The sequence below is a fragment of the Arthrobacter sp. 9MFCol3.1 genome (assembly GCF_000620385.1).
Classification (GTDB): Bacteria; Actinomycetota; Actinomycetes; order Actinomycetales; family Micrococcaceae; genus Arthrobacter.
Map to the genome: position 1 here is coordinate 194,734 of NZ_JIBJ01000005.1, position 16,692 is coordinate 211,425.

Annotated in this window: 18 protein-coding genes; 10 read left to right on the top strand and 8 right to left on the bottom strand. The window is 69.6% G+C overall.

The features are described 5' to 3' along the window. The first annotated feature begins 6 nt into the window (after positions 1–6). The 5 genes from C560_RS0106125 (at position 7) to C560_RS0106145 (ending at position 5,087) form a co-directional block, all read left to right on the top strand. Positions 7–1,713: a glycoside hydrolase family 13 protein gene (locus C560_RS0106125; protein WP_026537536.1), complete on the top strand. Its 1,707-nt coding sequence runs from the start codon at positions 7–9 to the stop codon at positions 1,711–1,713. Then, entirely contained in the window at positions 1,710–2,705 is a 996-nt protein-coding gene (locus tag C560_RS0106130) for an aldo/keto reductase (protein WP_081801638.1), read from the top strand. Before C560_RS0106125 ends, C560_RS0106130 begins: the two co-directional genes overlap by 4 nt. A 177-nt stretch (positions 2,706–2,882) precedes the next feature. Then, a complete protein-coding gene (locus tag C560_RS0106135) occupies positions 2,883–3,746 on the top strand; it encodes an HpcH/HpaI aldolase/citrate lyase family protein (protein ID WP_018773610.1) in 864 nt (287 codons plus the stop codon). A gap of 25 nt (positions 3,747–3,771) precedes the next feature. Then, a complete protein-coding gene (locus C560_RS0106140; protein ID WP_026537538.1) occupies positions 3,772–4,734 on the top strand; it encodes a DUF2797 domain-containing protein in 963 nt (320 codons plus the stop codon). A gap of 128 nt (positions 4,735–4,862) precedes the next feature. After that, positions 4,863–5,087 carry a DUF3188 domain-containing protein gene (locus C560_RS0106145; protein WP_018773612.1) on the top strand — a complete coding sequence of 75 codons (225 nt, stop codon included), beginning with the start codon at positions 4,863–4,865 and terminating at the stop codon, positions 5,085–5,087. On the opposite strand, the gene C560_RS0106150 is transcribed toward C560_RS0106145, so the two are convergent. Continuing rightward, positions 5,077–6,774, bottom strand: coding sequence for a SulP family inorganic anion transporter (locus C560_RS0106150; RefSeq protein ID WP_026537539.1), 1,698 nt, complete (start codon positions 6,772–6,774; stop codon positions 5,077–5,079). The genes C560_RS0106145 and C560_RS0106150 overlap by 11 nt on opposite strands. Beyond that, a complete protein-coding gene (locus tag C560_RS0106155; RefSeq protein ID WP_026537540.1) occupies positions 6,771–7,184 on the bottom strand; it encodes an ArsR/SmtB family transcription factor in 414 nt (137 codons plus the stop codon). Before C560_RS0106155 ends, C560_RS0106150 begins: the two co-directional genes overlap by 4 nt. Positions 7,185–7,380: 196 nt before the next feature. Here C560_RS0106155 and C560_RS0106160 point away from each other — a divergent pair, with 196 nt between their 5' ends. From C560_RS0106160 to C560_RS0106175, 4 genes are read left to right on the top strand one after another with little or no spacing between them, the layout of a single operon-like run. Next, positions 7,381–7,860: an FAS1-like dehydratase domain-containing protein gene (locus C560_RS0106160; protein WP_026537541.1), complete on the top strand. Its 480-nt coding sequence runs from the start codon at positions 7,381–7,383 to the stop codon at positions 7,858–7,860. Positions 7,861–7,862: 2 nt separating this feature from the next. Continuing rightward, the gene (locus C560_RS0106165) at positions 7,863–8,315 is read left to right on the top strand and encodes a MaoC family dehydratase (RefSeq protein WP_018773616.1); all 453 of its coding nucleotides are present in this window, start codon (positions 7,863–7,865) and stop codon (positions 8,313–8,315) included. A 29-nt stretch (positions 8,316–8,344) separates the two neighbouring features. Further along, positions 8,345–9,655 (top strand): MFS transporter, encoded by a 1,311-nt coding sequence (locus C560_RS21355; protein WP_043422664.1) that lies wholly within the window; start codon positions 8,345–8,347, stop codon positions 9,653–9,655. Between the two features lie 55 nt (positions 9,656–9,710). Next, the gene (locus C560_RS0106175) at positions 9,711–10,778 is read left to right on the top strand and encodes a UDP-N-acetylmuramate dehydrogenase (protein ID WP_026537542.1); all 1,068 of its coding nucleotides are present in this window, start codon (positions 9,711–9,713) and stop codon (positions 10,776–10,778) included. Positions 10,779–10,846: 68 nt separating this feature from the next. Here C560_RS0106175 and C560_RS0106180 read toward each other — a convergent pair whose 3' ends face one another. Then, positions 10,847–11,377: a hypothetical protein gene (locus C560_RS0106180; protein ID WP_231494282.1), complete on the bottom strand. Its 531-nt coding sequence runs from the start codon at positions 11,375–11,377 to the stop codon at positions 10,847–10,849. An 89-nt stretch (positions 11,378–11,466) separates the two neighbouring features. On the opposite strand from C560_RS0106180, the gene C560_RS0106185 reads away from it, so the two are divergent. Then, positions 11,467–12,573: a winged helix DNA-binding domain-containing protein gene (locus tag C560_RS0106185; protein WP_051533036.1), complete on the top strand. Its 1,107-nt coding sequence runs from the start codon at positions 11,467–11,469 to the stop codon at positions 12,571–12,573. 55 nt (positions 12,574–12,628) lie between these two features. Here C560_RS0106185 and asd read toward each other — a convergent pair whose 3' ends face one another. The 5 genes from asd to C560_RS0106210 form a co-directional block, all read right to left on the bottom strand. Then, a complete protein-coding gene (asd, locus tag C560_RS0106190) occupies positions 12,629–13,771 on the bottom strand; it encodes an aspartate-semialdehyde dehydrogenase (protein WP_026537545.1) in 1,143 nt (380 codons plus the stop codon). Between the two features lie 54 nt (positions 13,772–13,825). Continuing rightward, positions 13,826–14,044 carry an NF038396 family protein gene (locus C560_RS0106195; protein ID WP_018773622.1) on the bottom strand — a complete coding sequence of 73 codons (219 nt, stop codon included), beginning with the start codon at positions 14,042–14,044 and terminating at the stop codon, positions 13,826–13,828. Continuing rightward, a complete protein-coding gene (locus tag C560_RS0106200) occupies positions 14,044–14,637 on the bottom strand; it encodes a dihydrofolate reductase (RefSeq protein ID WP_026537546.1) in 594 nt (197 codons plus the stop codon). Before C560_RS0106200 ends, C560_RS0106195 begins: the two co-directional genes overlap by 1 nt. Beyond that, on the bottom strand, positions 14,634–15,437 hold the full coding sequence (locus C560_RS0106205) for a thymidylate synthase (protein WP_018773624.1): 804 nt from the start codon (positions 15,435–15,437) through the stop codon (positions 14,634–14,636). Before C560_RS0106205 ends, C560_RS0106200 begins: the two co-directional genes overlap by 4 nt. A gap of 273 nt (positions 15,438–15,710) precedes the next feature. Next, complete coding sequence (locus C560_RS0106210; protein ID WP_026537547.1) at positions 15,711–16,688, bottom strand: NUDIX hydrolase; 978 nt, start codon at positions 16,686–16,688, stop codon at positions 15,711–15,713. Positions 16,689–16,692 lie beyond the last annotated feature (4 nt).

Here is a 16,692-nt window from a genome sequence, read left to right on the forward strand (position 1 = left end):
TCTCCTTTGACCAACACCGCCACGCTGGCCACCCTGTCCGGTTCCGATCTCGCCGCCGACCCCAACTGGTGGCGCCAGGCATCGGTGTACCAGATCTACCCCCGGAGCTTTTCGGACTCCAACGGTGATGGCCTGGGCGACATCAAGGGCATCACCGCCAAGGTCCCGTACCTGAAGGACCTCGGGATCGACGCCGTCTGGCTCTCCCCGTTCTACCCCTCGGCCCTCGCCGACGGCGGCTACGACGTCGACGACTACCGCGACGTGGACCCCAAGCTCGGCACCCTGGCGGACTTCGACGAGATGTCCGCCGCGTTGCACGCAGCCGGCATCAAGCTCATCGCCGACATCGTCCCCAACCACTCCTCGAACCGGCACAAATGGTTCCAGGAGGCCCTGGCCTCCCCGCGCGGCTCCGCCGCCCGCGACCGCTACATTTTCCGCGACGGTCTCGGCGAAAACGGCGAGCTCGCGCCGTCGGACTGGGAATCCGTCTTCGGCGGCCCCGCCTGGGAGCGCATCACCGAGCCCGACGGCACGCCCGGCCAGTGGTACATGCACATCTTCGCCAAGGAACAGCCGGACCTGAACTGGGCCAACCGGGAAATCCGCGACGACTTCCTCAAGACGCTCCGCTTCTGGTCCGACCGTGGCGTGGACGGCTTCCGCGTCGACGTCGCCCACGCGCTGACCAAGGATCTCACCGAGCCGCTGATCTCCAAGGTGGAGCTCAGCGCCGCCAACACCGGAACGGACGGCTTCCCGGACGGCTCGCACCCGTTCTGGGACCGCGATGAAGTCCACGAGATCTACGCCGAATGGCGCGAGGTGTTCAACGAGTACAACCCGCCGCGCACCGCCGTCGCCGAGGCCTGGGTGCACGCCACCCGCCGCGCCCGTTACGCCAGCCCGGAGGGCCTGGGCCAGGCGTTCAACTTCGACCTCCTGCAGGCCGACTTCGACGCCGGCGAATTCCGCGAAATCATCGCCCGGAACCTTGCCGAGGCCACGGAATCCGGCGCCTCCTCCACCTGGGTCTTCTCCAACCACGACGTCGTCCGCCACGCCACCCGCTACGGACTGCCCCAGGGCGGCGGCAAGCACGCCCAGGGCCAGGACGGCAAGGGTTGGCTGCTGGCCGGCGCCCCCGTCGAGGAGCTCGACGTCGAACTCGGCCTGCGCCGGGCCCGTGCCGCCACCTTGCTGATGCTGGCCCTGCCGGGTTCTGCCTACCTGTACCAGGGCGAGGAACTGGGACTGCAGGAAGTCGCGGAGATCCCCGACGCCGAGCGCCAGGACCCCACCTTCTTCCGGAATAAGGGCGTGGAGATCGGCCGCGACGGCTGCCGCGTGCCGCTGCCGTGGGCGCCGGAGGGCACCTCGTTCGGCTTCGGCGCCGGCGGCGCACACCTGCCGCAGCCGGCCTGGTTCAGCCGCTACGCCGTGGCAGTCCAGGAAGGCGTGGAAGGCTCCACCCTCGAGCTCTACCGCAAAGCCCTGAAGCTGCGCCGCGAACTGCAGACCTCCGAGGAACTGCAGTGGCAGGAATCCGGCAGCGCCGACGTCCTGCGCTTCAGCCGCCCCGGCGGCTGGCAGACGGTGACCAACTTCGGCGACGCGCCGGTTGATCTGCCGGCCGGCGAGGTGCTGGTCAGCAGCGGTCCGCTGGACGGCGGACAGCTGCCGGCCAACACCACCGTCTGGCTGCGGTGATCCCCGCACCGCAGGCTTCGCCCGGCACGGCCGCCGACGCCGGGAACCTCCCCCAGGAACTCGTCTACGGCTGCATGGGCCTGGGCGGCGACTGGTCGGCCGAGCCGTACTCGTCCGCGCACGTGGACGAGGCGGCCGCGGCCGTCGAAGCCGCCATGAACGCGGGCATCACGCTGTTCGACCACGCGGACATCTACACCAATGGCAAGGCCGAAGCCGTCTTTGGCGAGGTCCTGGCCCGGACCCCCGGGCTGCGGGAGAAGATCCGGCTGCAGACCAAGTGCGGCATCCGGCTCAATGAGCAGGGCCTGGAGGCCTACTACGACCTCAGCCGGGACGGCATCCTGGAGCGGGTCAACGAAAGCCTGGCCCGGCTCCGGACGGACTACGTCGACGTGCTCATGCTGCACCGCCCCGATCCCCTGATGGACCCGGCGGAGGTGGCCTCCGCCGTCGCGCAGCTCATGGCCGAAGGCAAGGTGCGGGCCGTGGGCGTGTCCAATATGTCGGGCCCGCAGATCGAGATGCTGCAGGACCGGCTCGAGGTGCCCGTGGTGGGCAACCAGCTCGAAATGAGCCTGCTGAAGCGGGCGTGGCTGGAAAGTACGGTGCTGGTCAACCATGCGGAGGGCACGGACTACAGCTTCCCGCACGGGACCGTGGAGCATTGCGTCCGGAACGGCATCCGGCTGCAGGCGTACGGGTCGCTGGCCCGAGGCCTCTACACCGGGGCGCCGGCGGCCGCGCGGACGCCGGCCGAGGAGGCCGCCACCTCCCTCGTGGCCGCCCTGGCCGCCGAGAAGGGGACCACAGGGGAGGCGATCGTGCTGGGCTGGCTCATGAGGCACCCTGCCGGGATTGCGCCCGTGATCGGCACCGCGAACCCTGACAGGATCCTCGCCTGCGCCGGTGCCGCCGAGGCCGCCGCGGCGATGACCCGCGCCGAGTGGTACGGCCTCTGGGTTGCGGCCCGGGGAAGCAACATCCCCTAGCCAGTCCCGCCCCCCCTCCAGCCCCACCCAACTGGCTGGCCGCCGAGGCCGTGGTGAGCCCTGAAAACGGCTTCTGCTGCCGGCCGGTTGGGCAGGGATGTGATTTTGGTCGTAATGGTCGCCCCTGAGGGCCGGATCGCTTAGCGGCAAGTGCCCCCGGGCGGCTAGCGTAGATGCATGACCTCTACGACCACCGCCGAATCACTTCGGCCCCAACGCAACATCCCGGCCGACATCGCCCGCTCCTGGCTGCTGGTTAATGCGATGAAGACCGACCTCTTCGACCAGTCCGCCGTCTCCCGGGCTGATGCGATCATCCTTGACATCGAAGACGCGGTGGACCCCTCCCAGAAGGACACCGCCCGCGCCAACGTCGTGAACTGGCTGACCGCCGGCGGCAGCGCGTGGGTCCGGATCAACGACGCCACCAGCCCGTTCTGGGCCGACGACCTCGCCGGCCTGCGCGGCACCCCCGGCCTGCTGGGCATCATGCTGGCCAAGACCGAATCGGCCGACCAGGTGACCGAGAGCTTCCACCGGATGGACGGCAAGACCCCGGTGATCCCCCTGGTCGAGTCCGCCGTCGGCATCGAGGAAGCCAACAACATCGCCAAGGCCCAGGGCGCGTTCCGCCTGGCCTTCGGCTCGGGCGACTTCCGCCGCGACACCGGCATGGCGGCCACCGCGGAAGCCATGGCCTACCCCCGCGCCAAGCTGGTTGTGGCCAGCCGCGTGGGCAACCTGCCCGGCCCCATCGACGGACCGACCGTCGGCACGAACCACCCGATCCTGCGCGAACAGACCGGCATCACCGTGATGATGGGGATGACCGGCAAGCTCTGCCTCGCGATCGACCAGACCCCGGTCATCAACGAGGTCATCAGCCCCACGCCGTCCGACGTCGCGTGGGCCACGGACTTCATGGCCGACTTCGAAGCCAGCGGCCGCGTCATCCGGGACGGCTCCGACCTGCCGCGCCTGGGCCGCGCCGAAAAGATCATGAAGCTCGCTGTGGCCTTCGGCGTGCAGCCGGCCCTGTAGCAGCAACACCACTTCAGGAGACCCCGTGGCCGATACCCGCTATCTGGTGCACGGGGTCTTTTGGGATTCTCCGGCGCCCGGGCCCGCCGCAGCGGCAGGGCCCGCTCCGGCGCCCGGGCCCAGGCCTCCGGCGATGCGCCTGCAGGACCCGGACGGCGCCATCACCGCACTGCCGCTCGACGCCGGCACCCGCCTCGGTTTCCGGCTCGCCGCCGCGGGGAAACATTGCCTTGGGCATCACTTGGTGCACGGGCCCGCGGACCGGGACCACGTCCTGTGCCCTGACCGGGCCGCCGCCGCCAGGGGCAGCCAGTGCGGGCGGTGCTTCGTCCTGGACGATTCCCGGCTGATCCACGACTTCCACCGCGGCGGCCGGGTCCCGCCGGGCCTTCGGGCGTACCTGATGCAGCCGCACTGGCTCTACGTCGCCACCTTCGCCAACGGGGCCAGCAAGGTCGGCACCGCGTCGCACCCGCGCAAATGGAACCGGCTCGCCGAGCAGGGCGCCGTCGTCGCCCGCTACGTTGCCCGTGCCGAGGATGGCCGCGTGGTCCGTCTCCTTGAGGACATGATCACGCGCGAGGCCGGGCTGCCGCAGCAGGTCCGTGCTGCCGCCAAGGCCGCTGCGCTGCTCGCCCCGGCAGCCGCCGTCGACCTCGACGCCCTGAACGGACGGCTGGCGGGGGAGGTCCGGACCCTGCTCGCCGGTGCCGGCGGGGAGGGCTTCGCGGTGGTGGATGAGCGGTGGGTCCGGCCGGAACTCTCCGCGAAGGCCTGCGCCCCGGCCGCCCGGCATGCCTATCCGCACGACCTGGGGGCCGGAGCGCACGGATTCCGGATCGACTCGCTGAGCGGCGGCATAGCGGTCGCGACGCTGGATGGGAGCGGACTGGAATTCGTGGTGAACCTGGGCCAACTCAAGGCCCGGGTGATCGAACTCGGTGACCACGGCTCGGACGTCCCGGCCGTGCAGGAATCCCTGTTCTGACGCCGGAATTACCCCGTGACGCGCAATCTACCGGACGCGCCCGGATTCCGGCGTCGCCAGGCAATGTGAGTGTCGCCAGGAATTGTGCGGCTCGCGGCGTTGCCCGCCCGCCCCGGTAGACTGGCACGGTGCTGAATGAATTCTGGGCCACCGCGTCAACCGCCTACAAGGTGCTGGTCTTCGGCGCCATGGGCCTGATCGGCGTCGGCATCATCCTCAGCGTGGTGGGCAACAGCACCGGCAACCAGGCGCTGGCCCTCGCCTCACTGGCAGTGATCGGGCTGGGCCTGATCCTGCACATTGCCGGGCTTGTGGTCCGAGGCCAGGCGATCCGGAAGAACCTCAAGCGCTAGCGGCCGCGTTCCGCACCACATGGCTCCGGGCATGCTCCACGGCGTCCGGGAGGGATGTGAACAGGTGTTTGTGATGCCGCAGTGAGCGGATGACCCCCACATTGGTCACGAGCTCCAGATGCTGCGGCTGGACCCCCTTGAGCAGGACCGTGACCCGGCGCAGCTCCAGCGCGGAGACCACCTCGACGAGCATGTGGGCGCCGGTGGCGTCCAGCATCCGCAGCTGGGACAGCCGGATGATGGCCACCTGGATGTCCCTGACCTGGCTGATCTCCTGCAGGACCCGCTCCGCGGCGCCGAAGAACATGGCCCCGTCCAGCCGGAAGATTGCGATGTGCTCGTCGCCCGGAACCGGCGGCCCCGGGATGTCCTCGCGCCGGACCCCGCTCAGGGAAGCGAACGTCCGCAGCGTGAACACGGCTGCCGCGGCGAGTCCGATCTGGATGGCCACGATGAGATCGAAGGCGACGGTAATGAGGGCTGTGATGACGAACACCGCGGCGTCGGCCCGGGTGGAGCGCAGGATCGCCGTCACGGTGTGCCGCGAGACCATGCGGGTGGCAGTGACCATGAGGATGCCGGCCAGCGCCGCCAGTGGGATCCTGCCGACGAGCCCCGCCGCCAGGTAGATGATGGCCAGCAGGACCAGGGCGTGCACCACCGCGGAGAGCCGGGTCTTGGCCCCGGAACGGACGTTCACGGCGGTCCGGGCGATCGCGCCGGTCGCGGGCATGCCGCCGAAGAATCCGGCAGCGATCGAGGCCAGCCCCTGCCCGGTGAGCTCCCGGTCCGGGCTGTACGCGCCGGACGGACGGCCGTCGGGGCCGACCATGCCGGCGGCCACCCGCGCCGAGAGCAGGGATTCGATGGCCGCGAGCGTCGCGATGGACACGGCAGGCATCAGCAGTCCGCCCAGCGCGGCCGGATCGACCGAGGGCATCGACGGCGCCGGCAGGGAGTGCGGAAGCGCCCCGATCCGAGGTATGTCCAGCGCCAGCATCTCCGACACCGCGGTGGTGAGCAGCACCGCAATCAGGCTCGCGGGCAGGGACCTGTTGAGCTTGGGCAGCAGGTACATCACGGCCGCGACGCCCGCCACCACCGCGAGCGTCTGCAGCACCGTGGGCATCGTGGCCTGTGACGCGCTCTCGACGGCGGCCAGGAGAGTGTTGTGACCCGGCGTTCCCTCGGTGCCCGTTGCCAGCGGAACCTGCTGGAGGAAAATGATGGCGGCGATGCCGAGCGTGAAACCCTCCACGACCGGCCACGGGATGAACGCGACGGCCCGGCCCAGCCCGCTGGCTCCCAGGATCATGACGAGCAGCCCGGCCATTACGGAGACCAGGGCAATGCTGCCGACGCCGTGGGCGGCGACCACCGGGGCCAGGACCACCACCATGGCGCCGGTCGGGCCGGAGACCTGGACATTGGATCCGCCCATGACGGCGGCAACAAGTCCCGCCACCACCGCGGTGATCAGTCCGGCCTCCGCCCCGACGCCGGAACTCACCCCGAAGGCCAGTGCCAGGGGGAGCGCCACAATGCCCACCGTGATGCCGGCGAACAGGTCCGTCTTCCAGGCGGACCGCAAGAGCTCATAGTCGCGGCGGGACGGCAGAAACCGGGCGAGGCGTCCCCGTGCCGTGCGGGATGTCGTGGCCGGGTCTGCTGCCTGCGCCGCGCTCACGGTGCTGTGTTGTCGAGGGGGGCGGCGCTGTCGACGCCGCCCGCACGGTCGAGGTGGCCTGCCGGCAGCTCCTGCGCTATCCGGAGCTGTTCGCTGGAACCGGCCAGGGTGTCCAGCAGGAAGACCCGGGCGATCGCGAGCAGCTCCTTGATCTTGGGATGAGCCAGCCGGTAGGTCACCACATTCGCCGTCCGGACCGAGGTCACCACACCGTGCCGGCGCAGCGTCCCCAGATGCTGGGACAGATGCGAGGGCTCCAGCCCCGTCTCGGCGAGCAGGTAACTGACCGGCGCCGTAGTGTCCGGCGCGGCCGCCAGGAGCTCGAGGATCCGGATTCGGGCCGGGTGGGCCAGGGCCTTGAACAGATTGGCCTTGATTTCGTACAGGGGGGTCTGCGCGGCGGAGATCATGGCAGGAGGACACTTTCTCGCATCCGTTCGCGGCGCGGCCCGGAGGGACAGTGCGGCCGTACGGATTGATGGATTGATGTTTTCATCATATCGTTCGAGTCAAGACCCGCCGGAGCGCCCGCCAGTACCGCCCGGGCCCCGGCGCGCACCCTGTCACGAAGCCGGACGGCCCGGGGTGTGGCGATAGGCTGGAACCATGACAATCAATCCGGACCTGCAGGGGCGCAGCTACCCTGCCGCAGAGGTGTATGACGTCGGCCGCGAGAAGATCCGCGAGTTCGCGCGCGCGGTCAAGGCCACCCACCCCGCCCACTTCGATGTCGCCGCCGCCGAGGAGCTGGGTCACAGCGACCTCGTCGCGCCGCCGACCTTCGCCATCATCGTCGCGCAGCGCGCCGACGCGCAGCTGATCGAGGATCCGGAATCCGGGATCGACTTCTCCCGCGTGGTCCACGCCGACCAGCGGTTCACCCACCACCGCCCGATCGTCGCGGGCGACCGGCTGGTCGCCGAACTGCACGTCGACGGCGTCCGCGCCATGGGCGGCGGAGCGATGATCACCACCCGCTCGGAAATCTTCGCCCTTGCCTCCGGCGATGCCACCGACGCCGCCGGCGTCCGGGAGCCGGTCGCCACCGCCACCTCGTCCATCCTGGTCCGCGGAGAGGGACAGTAGCCATGAGCACAGCATCTTTTGCTCCCAAGTTCGCGGAACTCACGGTCGGCCAGGACATCGGCAGCCGCAGCATCACCGTCACCCGCACGGACCTCGTCAAGTACGCCGGCGCATCCGGTGACTTCAACCCGATCCACTGGAACGAGGCCTTCGCCACCGGCGTCGGCCTGCCGGGCGTGATCGCCCACGGCATGTTCACCATGGGCGCGGCCGTCCAGCTCGTGACCGACTGGGCCGGCGATCCCGCCGCCGTCGTCGACTTCCAGACCCGCTTCACCAAGCCGGTGCCCGTCGCTGACACGACGGGGACACCGGAGGCCGGTGCCGTGATCGAGGTCAGCGGGGCCATCGGGGCGCTCGACGCCGACGCCGGCACCGCCCGCGTCGACCTCACGGTCGTCTCGGCCGCCCAGAAGGTCCTCGTCAAGGCCCAGGCCGTCGTCAGGCTGGCCTAGCCCATGCCGTTTCTGGGAATCTCGCGGCAGTGACCAAGGAAGTTTTCGTCCCGCCCGCCGAGATCACGCACTGGCGGAACGCCGTGGTGGTCGCCTACGCCGCGAGCGGTATCGCCTTTTCCACGTGGGTGTCCCGGCTGCCGGCCATCCGCGACGGCCTGGACCTGACCCCGGGCACAATCGGGCTGCTCCTGCTCTGCATGACGGCGGGATCCTTCGTGTCCGTGTCCGCCTCAGGCCTGATCGTCCTTCGCCTGGGTTCCAAGCGCACCATCCGGATCGGCAGCATCATGGTCGGGTTCGGGCTGGCGCTGGCAGGCTTCGGCACCTCCGTGCTCGCCAGCCCGGTGGCCGTGGCCGCGGGACTGGCCATTATCGGGCTGGGCACCGCCAGCTGGAACACCGCGTCCAATGTCGAAGGGGCTGCGGTGGAACGCGCCGTCCGGCGGCACATCATGCCCCGGCTGCACGGTTCCTTCAGCCTGGGCACAGTGGCGGGCGCCGGGCTGGGAGCCTGGGCTGCCGCAGCCGGGATTCCCGTCTTCCTGCACCTGGCCGCGGCGGGCCTGCTGGTGGCCGGCTCGGTGACCACCGCGGCGGCCTGGTTCCGGGCGGACATCACGCCAATCGAGGGGGAGCAGCCCTTCAAGGCATCCGGGACAGATACCTTCGAGGACCCCTCCACCGGGCCCATCCCGATCGTCCGGCAGACTGACGCGGTCCCGGAGCCGCCGCTGGACAACAAACGCCTCATCGCCCAGGCCTGGCGTGACCGGCGCACACTGCTGCTGGGCGTGCTGGTCCTCGGACTGGCCCTGGCCGAAGGAGCGGCGGGGGACTGGGTGGCGCTGGCGCTGGCCGACGGCCACGGCCAGACCGACGCCGCCGGAGCCGCCGGGTACGGGCTGTTCGTCACCTTCATGACCATCGGCCGCTTCGCCGGCACCCTGGTCCTGGACCGCTTCGGCCGGGTCCCGGTGATGCGCTGGTGCGCCGCGCTGGCGGTTCTGGGCCTCGGCCTGTTCGTCTTCGCCCCGGTACCGTGGCTGGCCTACGTGGCCCTGGCCATCTGGGGACTCGGCGCCTCGCTGGGGTTCCCGGTCGGCATGTCCGCCGCAGCCGACGATCCCGTCAAGGCCGCCGCACGGGTGTCCGTGGTGTCCACGATCGGCTACGGAGCGTTCCTGTGCGGGCCGCCGCTGCTGGGTCTGCTCGCCGAGCACGTCGGGATCCTCCACTCGCTGCTGGCCGTCATGGTGATGCTGACCGTCAGCTTCCTGCTCTCCCCAGTGACCCGCAAACTCCCCGCGCCCGCGCCCGTGCCGGGACAGTACAGCTAGCCAAGGCAGCCGGCACCGGCTTAGGCGAGCGGATGATCCCGGCTAGGCTGGTCAGGTGACCCAGATCCAGCTCTCCGCCCTGACCACCTCCGCCGTCGGCGGCCCTGCCGGCAGCTACATCGAGGCCCGCAGCGAGGCCGGGATTATCGACGCCGTGCGCACGGCGGACGCCGCCGGCGAGTCCCTGCTGATCATCGGGGGCGGCTCCAACCTGCTGGTGTCCGACGACGGGTTCCCCGGCACGGTGCTGAAGATCGCCTCGGAGGGTTTCACCGTGGACGCCGAGGACTCCTGCGGCGGCGTGGCAGTGGTGGTCCAGGCCGGCCACAACTGGGACGCCTTCGTTGAACACGCCGTGAAGCATGCCTGGTCCGGCGTCGAGGCGCTCTCCGGGATCCCCGGCGCCACGGGCGCCACCCCCGTGCAGAACGTTGGCGCCTACGGGGCCGACGTCTCCCAGACGATCGCCGCGGTGCGCACCTGGGACCGGGAACGCAACGCGGTGAAGACCTTCACGAATTCCGAACTCAAGTTCGGCTACCGAGACTCCATCCTGAAGCAGACCACCGTCAACGGCTCACCGCGCTACGTGGTGCTCACCGTGGAATTCCAGCTCCCGCTCGGCCGGATGAGCGCCCCGGTCCGCTACGCCGAACTCGCCCGGGTGCTCGGCGTCGAGCAGGGCCGGCGGGCCTACTCCACCGACGTCCGCCGCGAAGTGCTGCGGCTCCGGGCGTCCAAGGGCATGGTCTGGGACGCGAACGACCGTGACACCTACTCCACGGGATCCTTTTTCACGAACCCGATCGTGGCCGAGGACGTCGCTGCACGGCTGCCGCAGGAGGCCCCGCGATACCCCGCCGGTGCGGACGGGCTGACCAAGCTCTCGGCGGCCTGGCTGATCGACCAGGCCGGGTTCGCCAAGGGCTTCGGCCTGGACCCGGAGAGCGTCTCGGGCGGCCGGGCCTCGCTGTCCACCAAGCACACCCTCGCCATCACCAACCGGGGAGGGGCGAGCGCGGCGGACATGCTGGCCGTCGCGCGGGAGGTCCGCCACGGCGTCGTCGAACGTTTCGGCATTGAGCTGCACCCGGAGCCGCTGCTGATCGGCGTCGATCTCTAGGGAACGACCGGCCCCAGGAAAACGGCCGCAGGCCGGGCCACCGCCGGTGGGGCGCCTCAGCGCCCCGGCTACGGTTCCGTGTGGCGGGGGGCCACCTTGCTGAAAAGCATGAAGGTAAACCCGGAGGCCGCGGCCCCGAGCAGGAAGACCTGGCAGAATGCCACGGACTGGACGCTGGGCCCGCTTTGCAGCACCAGTCCGGCGCACGCAAATGCCACGGCGCCGGCGAGGAATGCCAGGGAGCCGAGCAGGAAGGCCTGTACGGTGGCCGGAAATTCGCTGCCGTAGTCGAGCTGGAGCTCCCGGCCCTGCGGGGCGATCCTTCCGTGCTTCACGGCCGCCTGCACCCGTTCCTGAGACCGTGCCCGAGACCGTGCCCGCGGCTGCAGCGCCGCAGCCGTGACGAAGCTGGCCACGGACAAAGCCATGGACAACGTGGCCACCAATTGCAGGGTGCTCATCATGGGCGAAAGCCGGGTACCGCTGGCGATGGCGACGGCGAGCCCGGCAGCCATGCCGACGGCGCTGGAGGCCCAGCCCAGCAGGGCCAGCTTCCGGCACAGGGGCCGAAGCAGCGGCCACACCTCACTCATAGTCATGATTCAAGGGTAGGGAAGCCTGCTGGATGGCGGCTGGGAGCAGCCGGGCAACAACCCGACAGCCAGCGCACGCGACTTACCATGGTTCCATGGCAGCAGTGACGGGCGTCCGCCGGCTTACCCCCGGGATCATCGGCAGGTTGCGGCTGGCCGCCCAGGGACTGCTGGGACCAGGGTTTCAGTCCGTCCCGGAAGCCGTCCGCGGCATGACAGCGATGCAGGCCCAGGACCTGCAGGCCGTTCTCTGGGCCGTCGGCCAGCGGGTGCCGGGTTCCCGCGCCGCGGACGTCCGCGGCGCCCTGGACCGGGCGGAGATCGTCCGTTCGTGGCCGATGCGCGGCACCTTGCACGTGCTGGCGCCCGAGGACTTGAAATGGATGCTGGCCACCACCTCGGACCGGCTGATCCAGGGCCTGGCCCGGCGCCACCGGGAGCTCGAGATCACTGACACGGACGTGGACGCCGCGGCGGGGTCCGCGTTGCGGCTGGTCTCCGCGGGGGCGGCCAGCCGGGCGGAGCTGTTCGAGGCCTTCGAACGGGCCGGGCAGTCCACCGCGGGCCAGCGCGGCATCCATCTGCTCGGGGTCCTGTGCCAGCGGGGTTTGCTGGTGCAGGGGCCGCTGTCAGGCAACCAGCAACTGGTCGTGGCGTTCGGCGACTGGATCACCGAGTCGCGGACCCTGGACCGCCCGGACGGCATCGCCGAGTGGCTGCTGCGCTACTTTCGCAGCCACGGCCCCGCCACGGAACGTGATTTTGCCTGGTGGGCCGGCATTCCGCTGACGGAAACCCGGGCTGCCCTGGCCCGGGTGTCGGACCAGCTGGCGGAGCTGGAGTTTGAGGGGACCAGCTACTGGCTCTCTCCAGAGACAGCCGCGCTGCTCGACGACGGCGTCCCCGGTCAGCGCACGGTTCTGGCGCTGCCGGGGTTCGACGAATTCCTGCTCGGCTACGCGGACCGGTCCCTCGTGCTGCCGCCGGAGCACGCCGACAAGATCGTCCCTGGCGGCAACGGCGTGTTCAAGAAGACCATCGTGGCCGGCGGCGGCGTGATCGGCACCTGGGTCGGGCCGCCGGGCGGCCGGGGAGCCGGCGTCGTGCCCGAACCCTTCGACGCCGTTAACGGGCTGCGGCCTGCCGCCCAAAAATCCTTTGGGCTGCAGGCCGCGAAGTACCGCAGATTCCTGGGCGCCTGAACGGGCGACCTAACGGCCGCCCGAAGACGTGTCTGAGCGTCCGACCTACGGTTCCCTAGAGGTTTCCGGTCGCGATGCGGAGCATGCGCCGCAGCGGTTCCGCGGCGCCCCACAGCAGCTGGTCGCCCACCGTGAACGCGCTGATGTACTGCGGGCCCATCTCAAGCTTGCGGATCCGGCCCACCGGAATGTCCAGGGTTCCCGATGCCGCCACGGGCGTGAGCTCGGCCATCGAGGCTTCCTTGGTGTTCGGCACCACGCGGGCCCACTGGTTGTCTGCGTCCACGAGCTTCTCGATCTCGGCGACCGAGAGGTCCTCGCGCAGCTTCAGTGTCAGGGCCTGGGAGTGCGAGCGCATCGCACCGATCCGGACGCACAGGCCGTCCATGATCACGCGGTTCCCGGCGGAGGTGCCAAGGATCTTGTTCGTCTCCACCCCGGCCTTCCATTCCTCCTTGGACTGGCCGTTGCCGAGGTCCGCGTCGATCCAGGGGATCAGCGAACCGGCGAGCGGGACGCCGAACTGTGTGGCGTCGATGCCGGTGCGCTGGTGCGCCAGGACCTTCCGGTCGATCTCCAGGATCGCCGACGCCGGGTCGTCCAGTTCGGTGCTCACCTCGGCGTTGAGGCTGCCGAACTGGTTCAGCAGTTCACGCATGTGGCGCGCCCCGCCGCCGGACGCCGCCTGGTACGTCATGGACGTGCCCCATTCGACGAGGTCGTTCTTGAACAGCCCGCCCAGGCCCATCAGCATGCAGGACACGGTGCAATTGCCGCCGATGTAGTCCTTCACCCCGCCGGAGAGGCCGGCGTCGATGACGTCCCGGTTGATGGGGTCCAGCACGATGATGGAGTCCTCATTCATGCGCAGCGTGGAGGCGGCGTCGATCCAGAGGCCGTCCCAGCCGCGGCTGCGGAGCTCGCCGTGGACCTGTTTGGTGTAGTCCCCGCCCTGGGCGGTGACAATAATGGGCAGCTTCGCCAGCGTCTCGAGGTCGAACGCGTCCTCGAGCTTGCCGGCTGCGCCCGCAGCGGCGCCGGCTATGGCCGGTGCGGCACCGCCCGCGTTCGAGGTGGAGAAGAAGACCGGGTTGATGTTGGCGAAGTCGCCCTCGTCCTGCATGCGCTGCATCAGGACGGAACCGACCATGCCACGCCAACCGACCAGGCCGACGGACGGGGTAGCTGCTGTAGTCATGGGCCCAGTTTAGACTTCACCGGCGCCCGGGCGCAGTCGGTTACGTCACGCGTTCTAGTCGCCGCGCGGCTCTTCCAGCAGCGCCGCCTTGCGCCGGCGCAGCGCGAAGACCGCCCCGAACGTGAAGACCTGGGTCACCACCACCAGCACGATCGCCCCGAGGATCTTGTTGCCGCCCAGGATCATGGTCAGCCCCACGATCGCCGAGAGCAGGGCGAGCAGGGGCAGGAGCATGTACCCCAGGACAAAGAGTGTTTCGGGTTTGCGGAGCATTACTTGGCCTCCGTCCGGCGCCACAGGGTGATCCGGTAGCGGGTGCCGTTGGCGGAGGTCAGCCAGCCGTTGGCCGGGAGGCTGGCGGAGGCGGTCCAGTCGTAGCCGAGGTCGGGAGCGAAGGTGTCCCCTTCGGCGGTGGTGTCGATGGTGGTGACGACGGCGACGTCGGCAAGGTCCAGGGCCTGGGCAAAGATTTCGCCGCCGCCAATGATCCACACGGTCTCGTGGCCGGCCACGAACTGGGATTCAAGCAGGGCGTCATCGAGCGAGGCGACCGCGACGGCGCCCGCCGCGCCCGGGGTGTCCCGCCAGGTGGCCTGGCGGGTGATGACGATGTTCGTCCGGCCGGGCAGCGGGCGGTACTTGTCCGGGAATGACTCCCAGGTCTTGCGTCCCATGATGACCGGGTGGCCGGTGGTGAGGCGGCTGAAGTGCGACAGGTCCTCGGGCAGGTGCCACGGCATGGCGCCGGCCTTGCCGATCACCCCGGTGCTGGTCTGGGCCCAGACCAGCCCGAGGCCGGTGGTGGACGCGCGGAGTTGCTCGGTGAAGTCGCCGGGCTGCAGGTGCGGGGTGTTTTCGTTGCTCATACGGCTATCGGGGCCTTAATCGTCGGGTGGTGCCGGTAGCCGACCACCTCGAAGTCCTCGAGGGTGTAGTCGAAGATGGAGTCCGGCTTGCGGGTGATGTTCAGCTGGGGGTAGTCGTAGGGCTCGCGGGCGAGCTGCTTGAGGACCTGGTCCATGTGGTTGTCATAAATGTGCACATCCCCGCCCGTCCAGACGAATTCGCCCGGTTCCAGGCCGGTCTGCTGCGCGATCATGCGTGTCAGCAGGGCGTAGGACGCGATGTTGAACGGCACGCCCAGGAACGTATCCGCCGACCGCTGGTACAACTGGCAGGAGAGCTTGCCGTCGGCCACGTAGAACTGGAAGAACGCGTGGCACGGGGGCAGGGCCATGTCCTTGAGTTCGGAGACGTTCCAGGCCGAGACGATGTGCCGGCGCGAGTCCGGGTTGGACTTCAGGTTCTCGATGAGTTCGGCGATCTGGTCGATGTGGCCGCCGTCGGGCGTGGGCCAGGAACGCCACTGGACCCCGTAGACGGGACCGAGTTCGCCGTCGGCGTCGGCCCATTCGTCCCAGATGGTGACGCCCTGGTCCTGCATCCATTTGACGTTCGTGTCGCCGCGGAGGAACCAGAGCAGCTCCACGGCCACGGACTTGAAGTGCACCCGCTTGGTGGTGATGAGCGGGAAGCTCTTGCTCAGGTCAAAGCGGAGCTGGCGGCCAAAAACGCTGAGGGTGCCGGTGCCGGTGCGGTCCGATTTGTGCGTGCCGTGCTCGAGGACGTCGCGCAGGAGGTCTTCATAGGGCGTAGGGATGCTCACCGTTCCAGTCTACTGAGAACTCGCCGGCTCTCCTTATTTGTGTGACTGTCCCTGCCTCGCCCGGAGGACCGCCAGCAGTGCCGCGTCGTCGAGCCCGGCAGCACGGGCTTCCGCAATGCAGAACCGCGTAGACCAGCAGGGCGGCGATCGCCGGGCCGAGCAGCAGTACCGGCGGCACGTTCCACAGGACCGGCATGGAATCCCCCAAGATTCAGCAGCAATGTACCAAGCTATTGATACAAACCAGGCTTGGGGACCCGGGGGTCAAGGACCTTAGTCGTCGAACGGCTTGAACCGCTCTACGGCAACCACTTTTTTCTTGCTGCCGCGCGCGACGTGGCAGACCACAATCTCGCCCGGCGCCAGGAACGGGTCCGAGGACGGCAGCAGATCCCGCAGCCGGGAGCTCATGTGTTTTGCCAGCTGCTTCAGGACGGTCGGCAGGGCCGGGCGGTGCGTACACAGCGCCACGGCCCGCTGCTTGTCGAACAGCCCCTCGACGACCGCTGCCGTCTTGTGCGGGCTGCGGCCGTGCCGGTGCTCGGTAAGGGCCTCGTTGAGCTTGACCTTGGCGTCGGCCGCCTTGGCGTAGGGTGCGATGGTGGCCACGCACCGCAGCCACGGGCTTGAAACGATCCGCGCGGGCTTCCACGCCTGCAGGAGCCGCCCCACCGCCTGCGCCTGCCGCATGCCGGTGGCGGCCAGCGGGCGGTCGCCCTCGGCCTTGGTCCAGGAGGAGCGGGGCTTGGCCTTGGCGTGGCGCACGATCAGCAGCGGCCAGGTCTCCAGCTCCCCGCGGTCGTGGGCGTTCACCAGGTGCTGCAGCGGTTCGATGTCACCCGGGTTGCTCAGCAGGCGGGCGGCCTTCTCGGGCGGGCACCACATGACGCTGTCGACTTCGGTGCCGTCCGGTATCAAGACGGCGCCGTCGACGTCGACCGCCCAGTAGTGGACCACCTTCAGCCCCGCCGCCACGTGGTAGTGGATGGGCGGAAGCGGGATCCCCAGCGGAGCGGAGAGCCCGATCTCCTCCTCGACCTCGCGCACGGCGCACTCCGGGATGGTCTCGCCGGGGTCGATTTTGCCCTTCGGCCAGGACCAGTCGTCATACCGCGGACGGTGGATCAGCAGGACCTCGAGCTGGTCCTTGTTTACCGAATTGAGGCGCCACGGGATGGCGCCCGCCGCCGTGACGGAAACCTCTTCGCCGGGTTGGTCAGCCTGGTCCGCAACCAGTGCATCGCTGCTCACACTC

Coding starts and splice junctions, on each gene's coding strand:
- C560_RS0106135 (WP_018773610.1), top strand. CDS start 2,883: ATGACCTCTACGACCACCGCCGAATCACTTCGGCCCCAACGCAACATC.
- C560_RS0106155 (WP_026537540.1), bottom strand. CDS start 7,184: ATGATCTCCGCCGCGCAGACCCCCCTGTACGAAATCAAGGCCAATCTG.
- C560_RS0106160 (WP_026537541.1), top strand. CDS start 7,381: ATGACAATCAATCCGGACCTGCAGGGGCGCAGCTACCCTGCCGCAGAG.
- C560_RS0106165 (WP_018773616.1), top strand. CDS start 7,863: ATGAGCACAGCATCTTTTGCTCCCAAGTTCGCGGAACTCACGGTCGGC.
- C560_RS0106180 (WP_231494282.1), bottom strand. CDS start 11,377: ATGACTATGAGTGAGGTGTGGCCGCTGCTTCGGCCCCTGTGCCGGAAG.
- C560_RS0106185 (WP_051533036.1), top strand. CDS start 11,467: ATGGCAGCAGTGACGGGCGTCCGCCGGCTTACCCCCGGGATCATCGGC.
- asd (WP_026537545.1), bottom strand. CDS start 13,771: ATGACTACAGCAGCTACCCCGTCCGTCGGCCTGGTCGGTTGGCGTGGC.
- C560_RS0106195 (WP_018773622.1), bottom strand. CDS start 14,044: ATGCTCCGCAAACCCGAAACACTCTTTGTCCTGGGGTACATGCTCCTG.
- C560_RS0106200 (WP_026537546.1), bottom strand. CDS start 14,637: ATGAGCAACGAAAACACCCCGCACCTGCAGCCCGGCGACTTCACCGAG.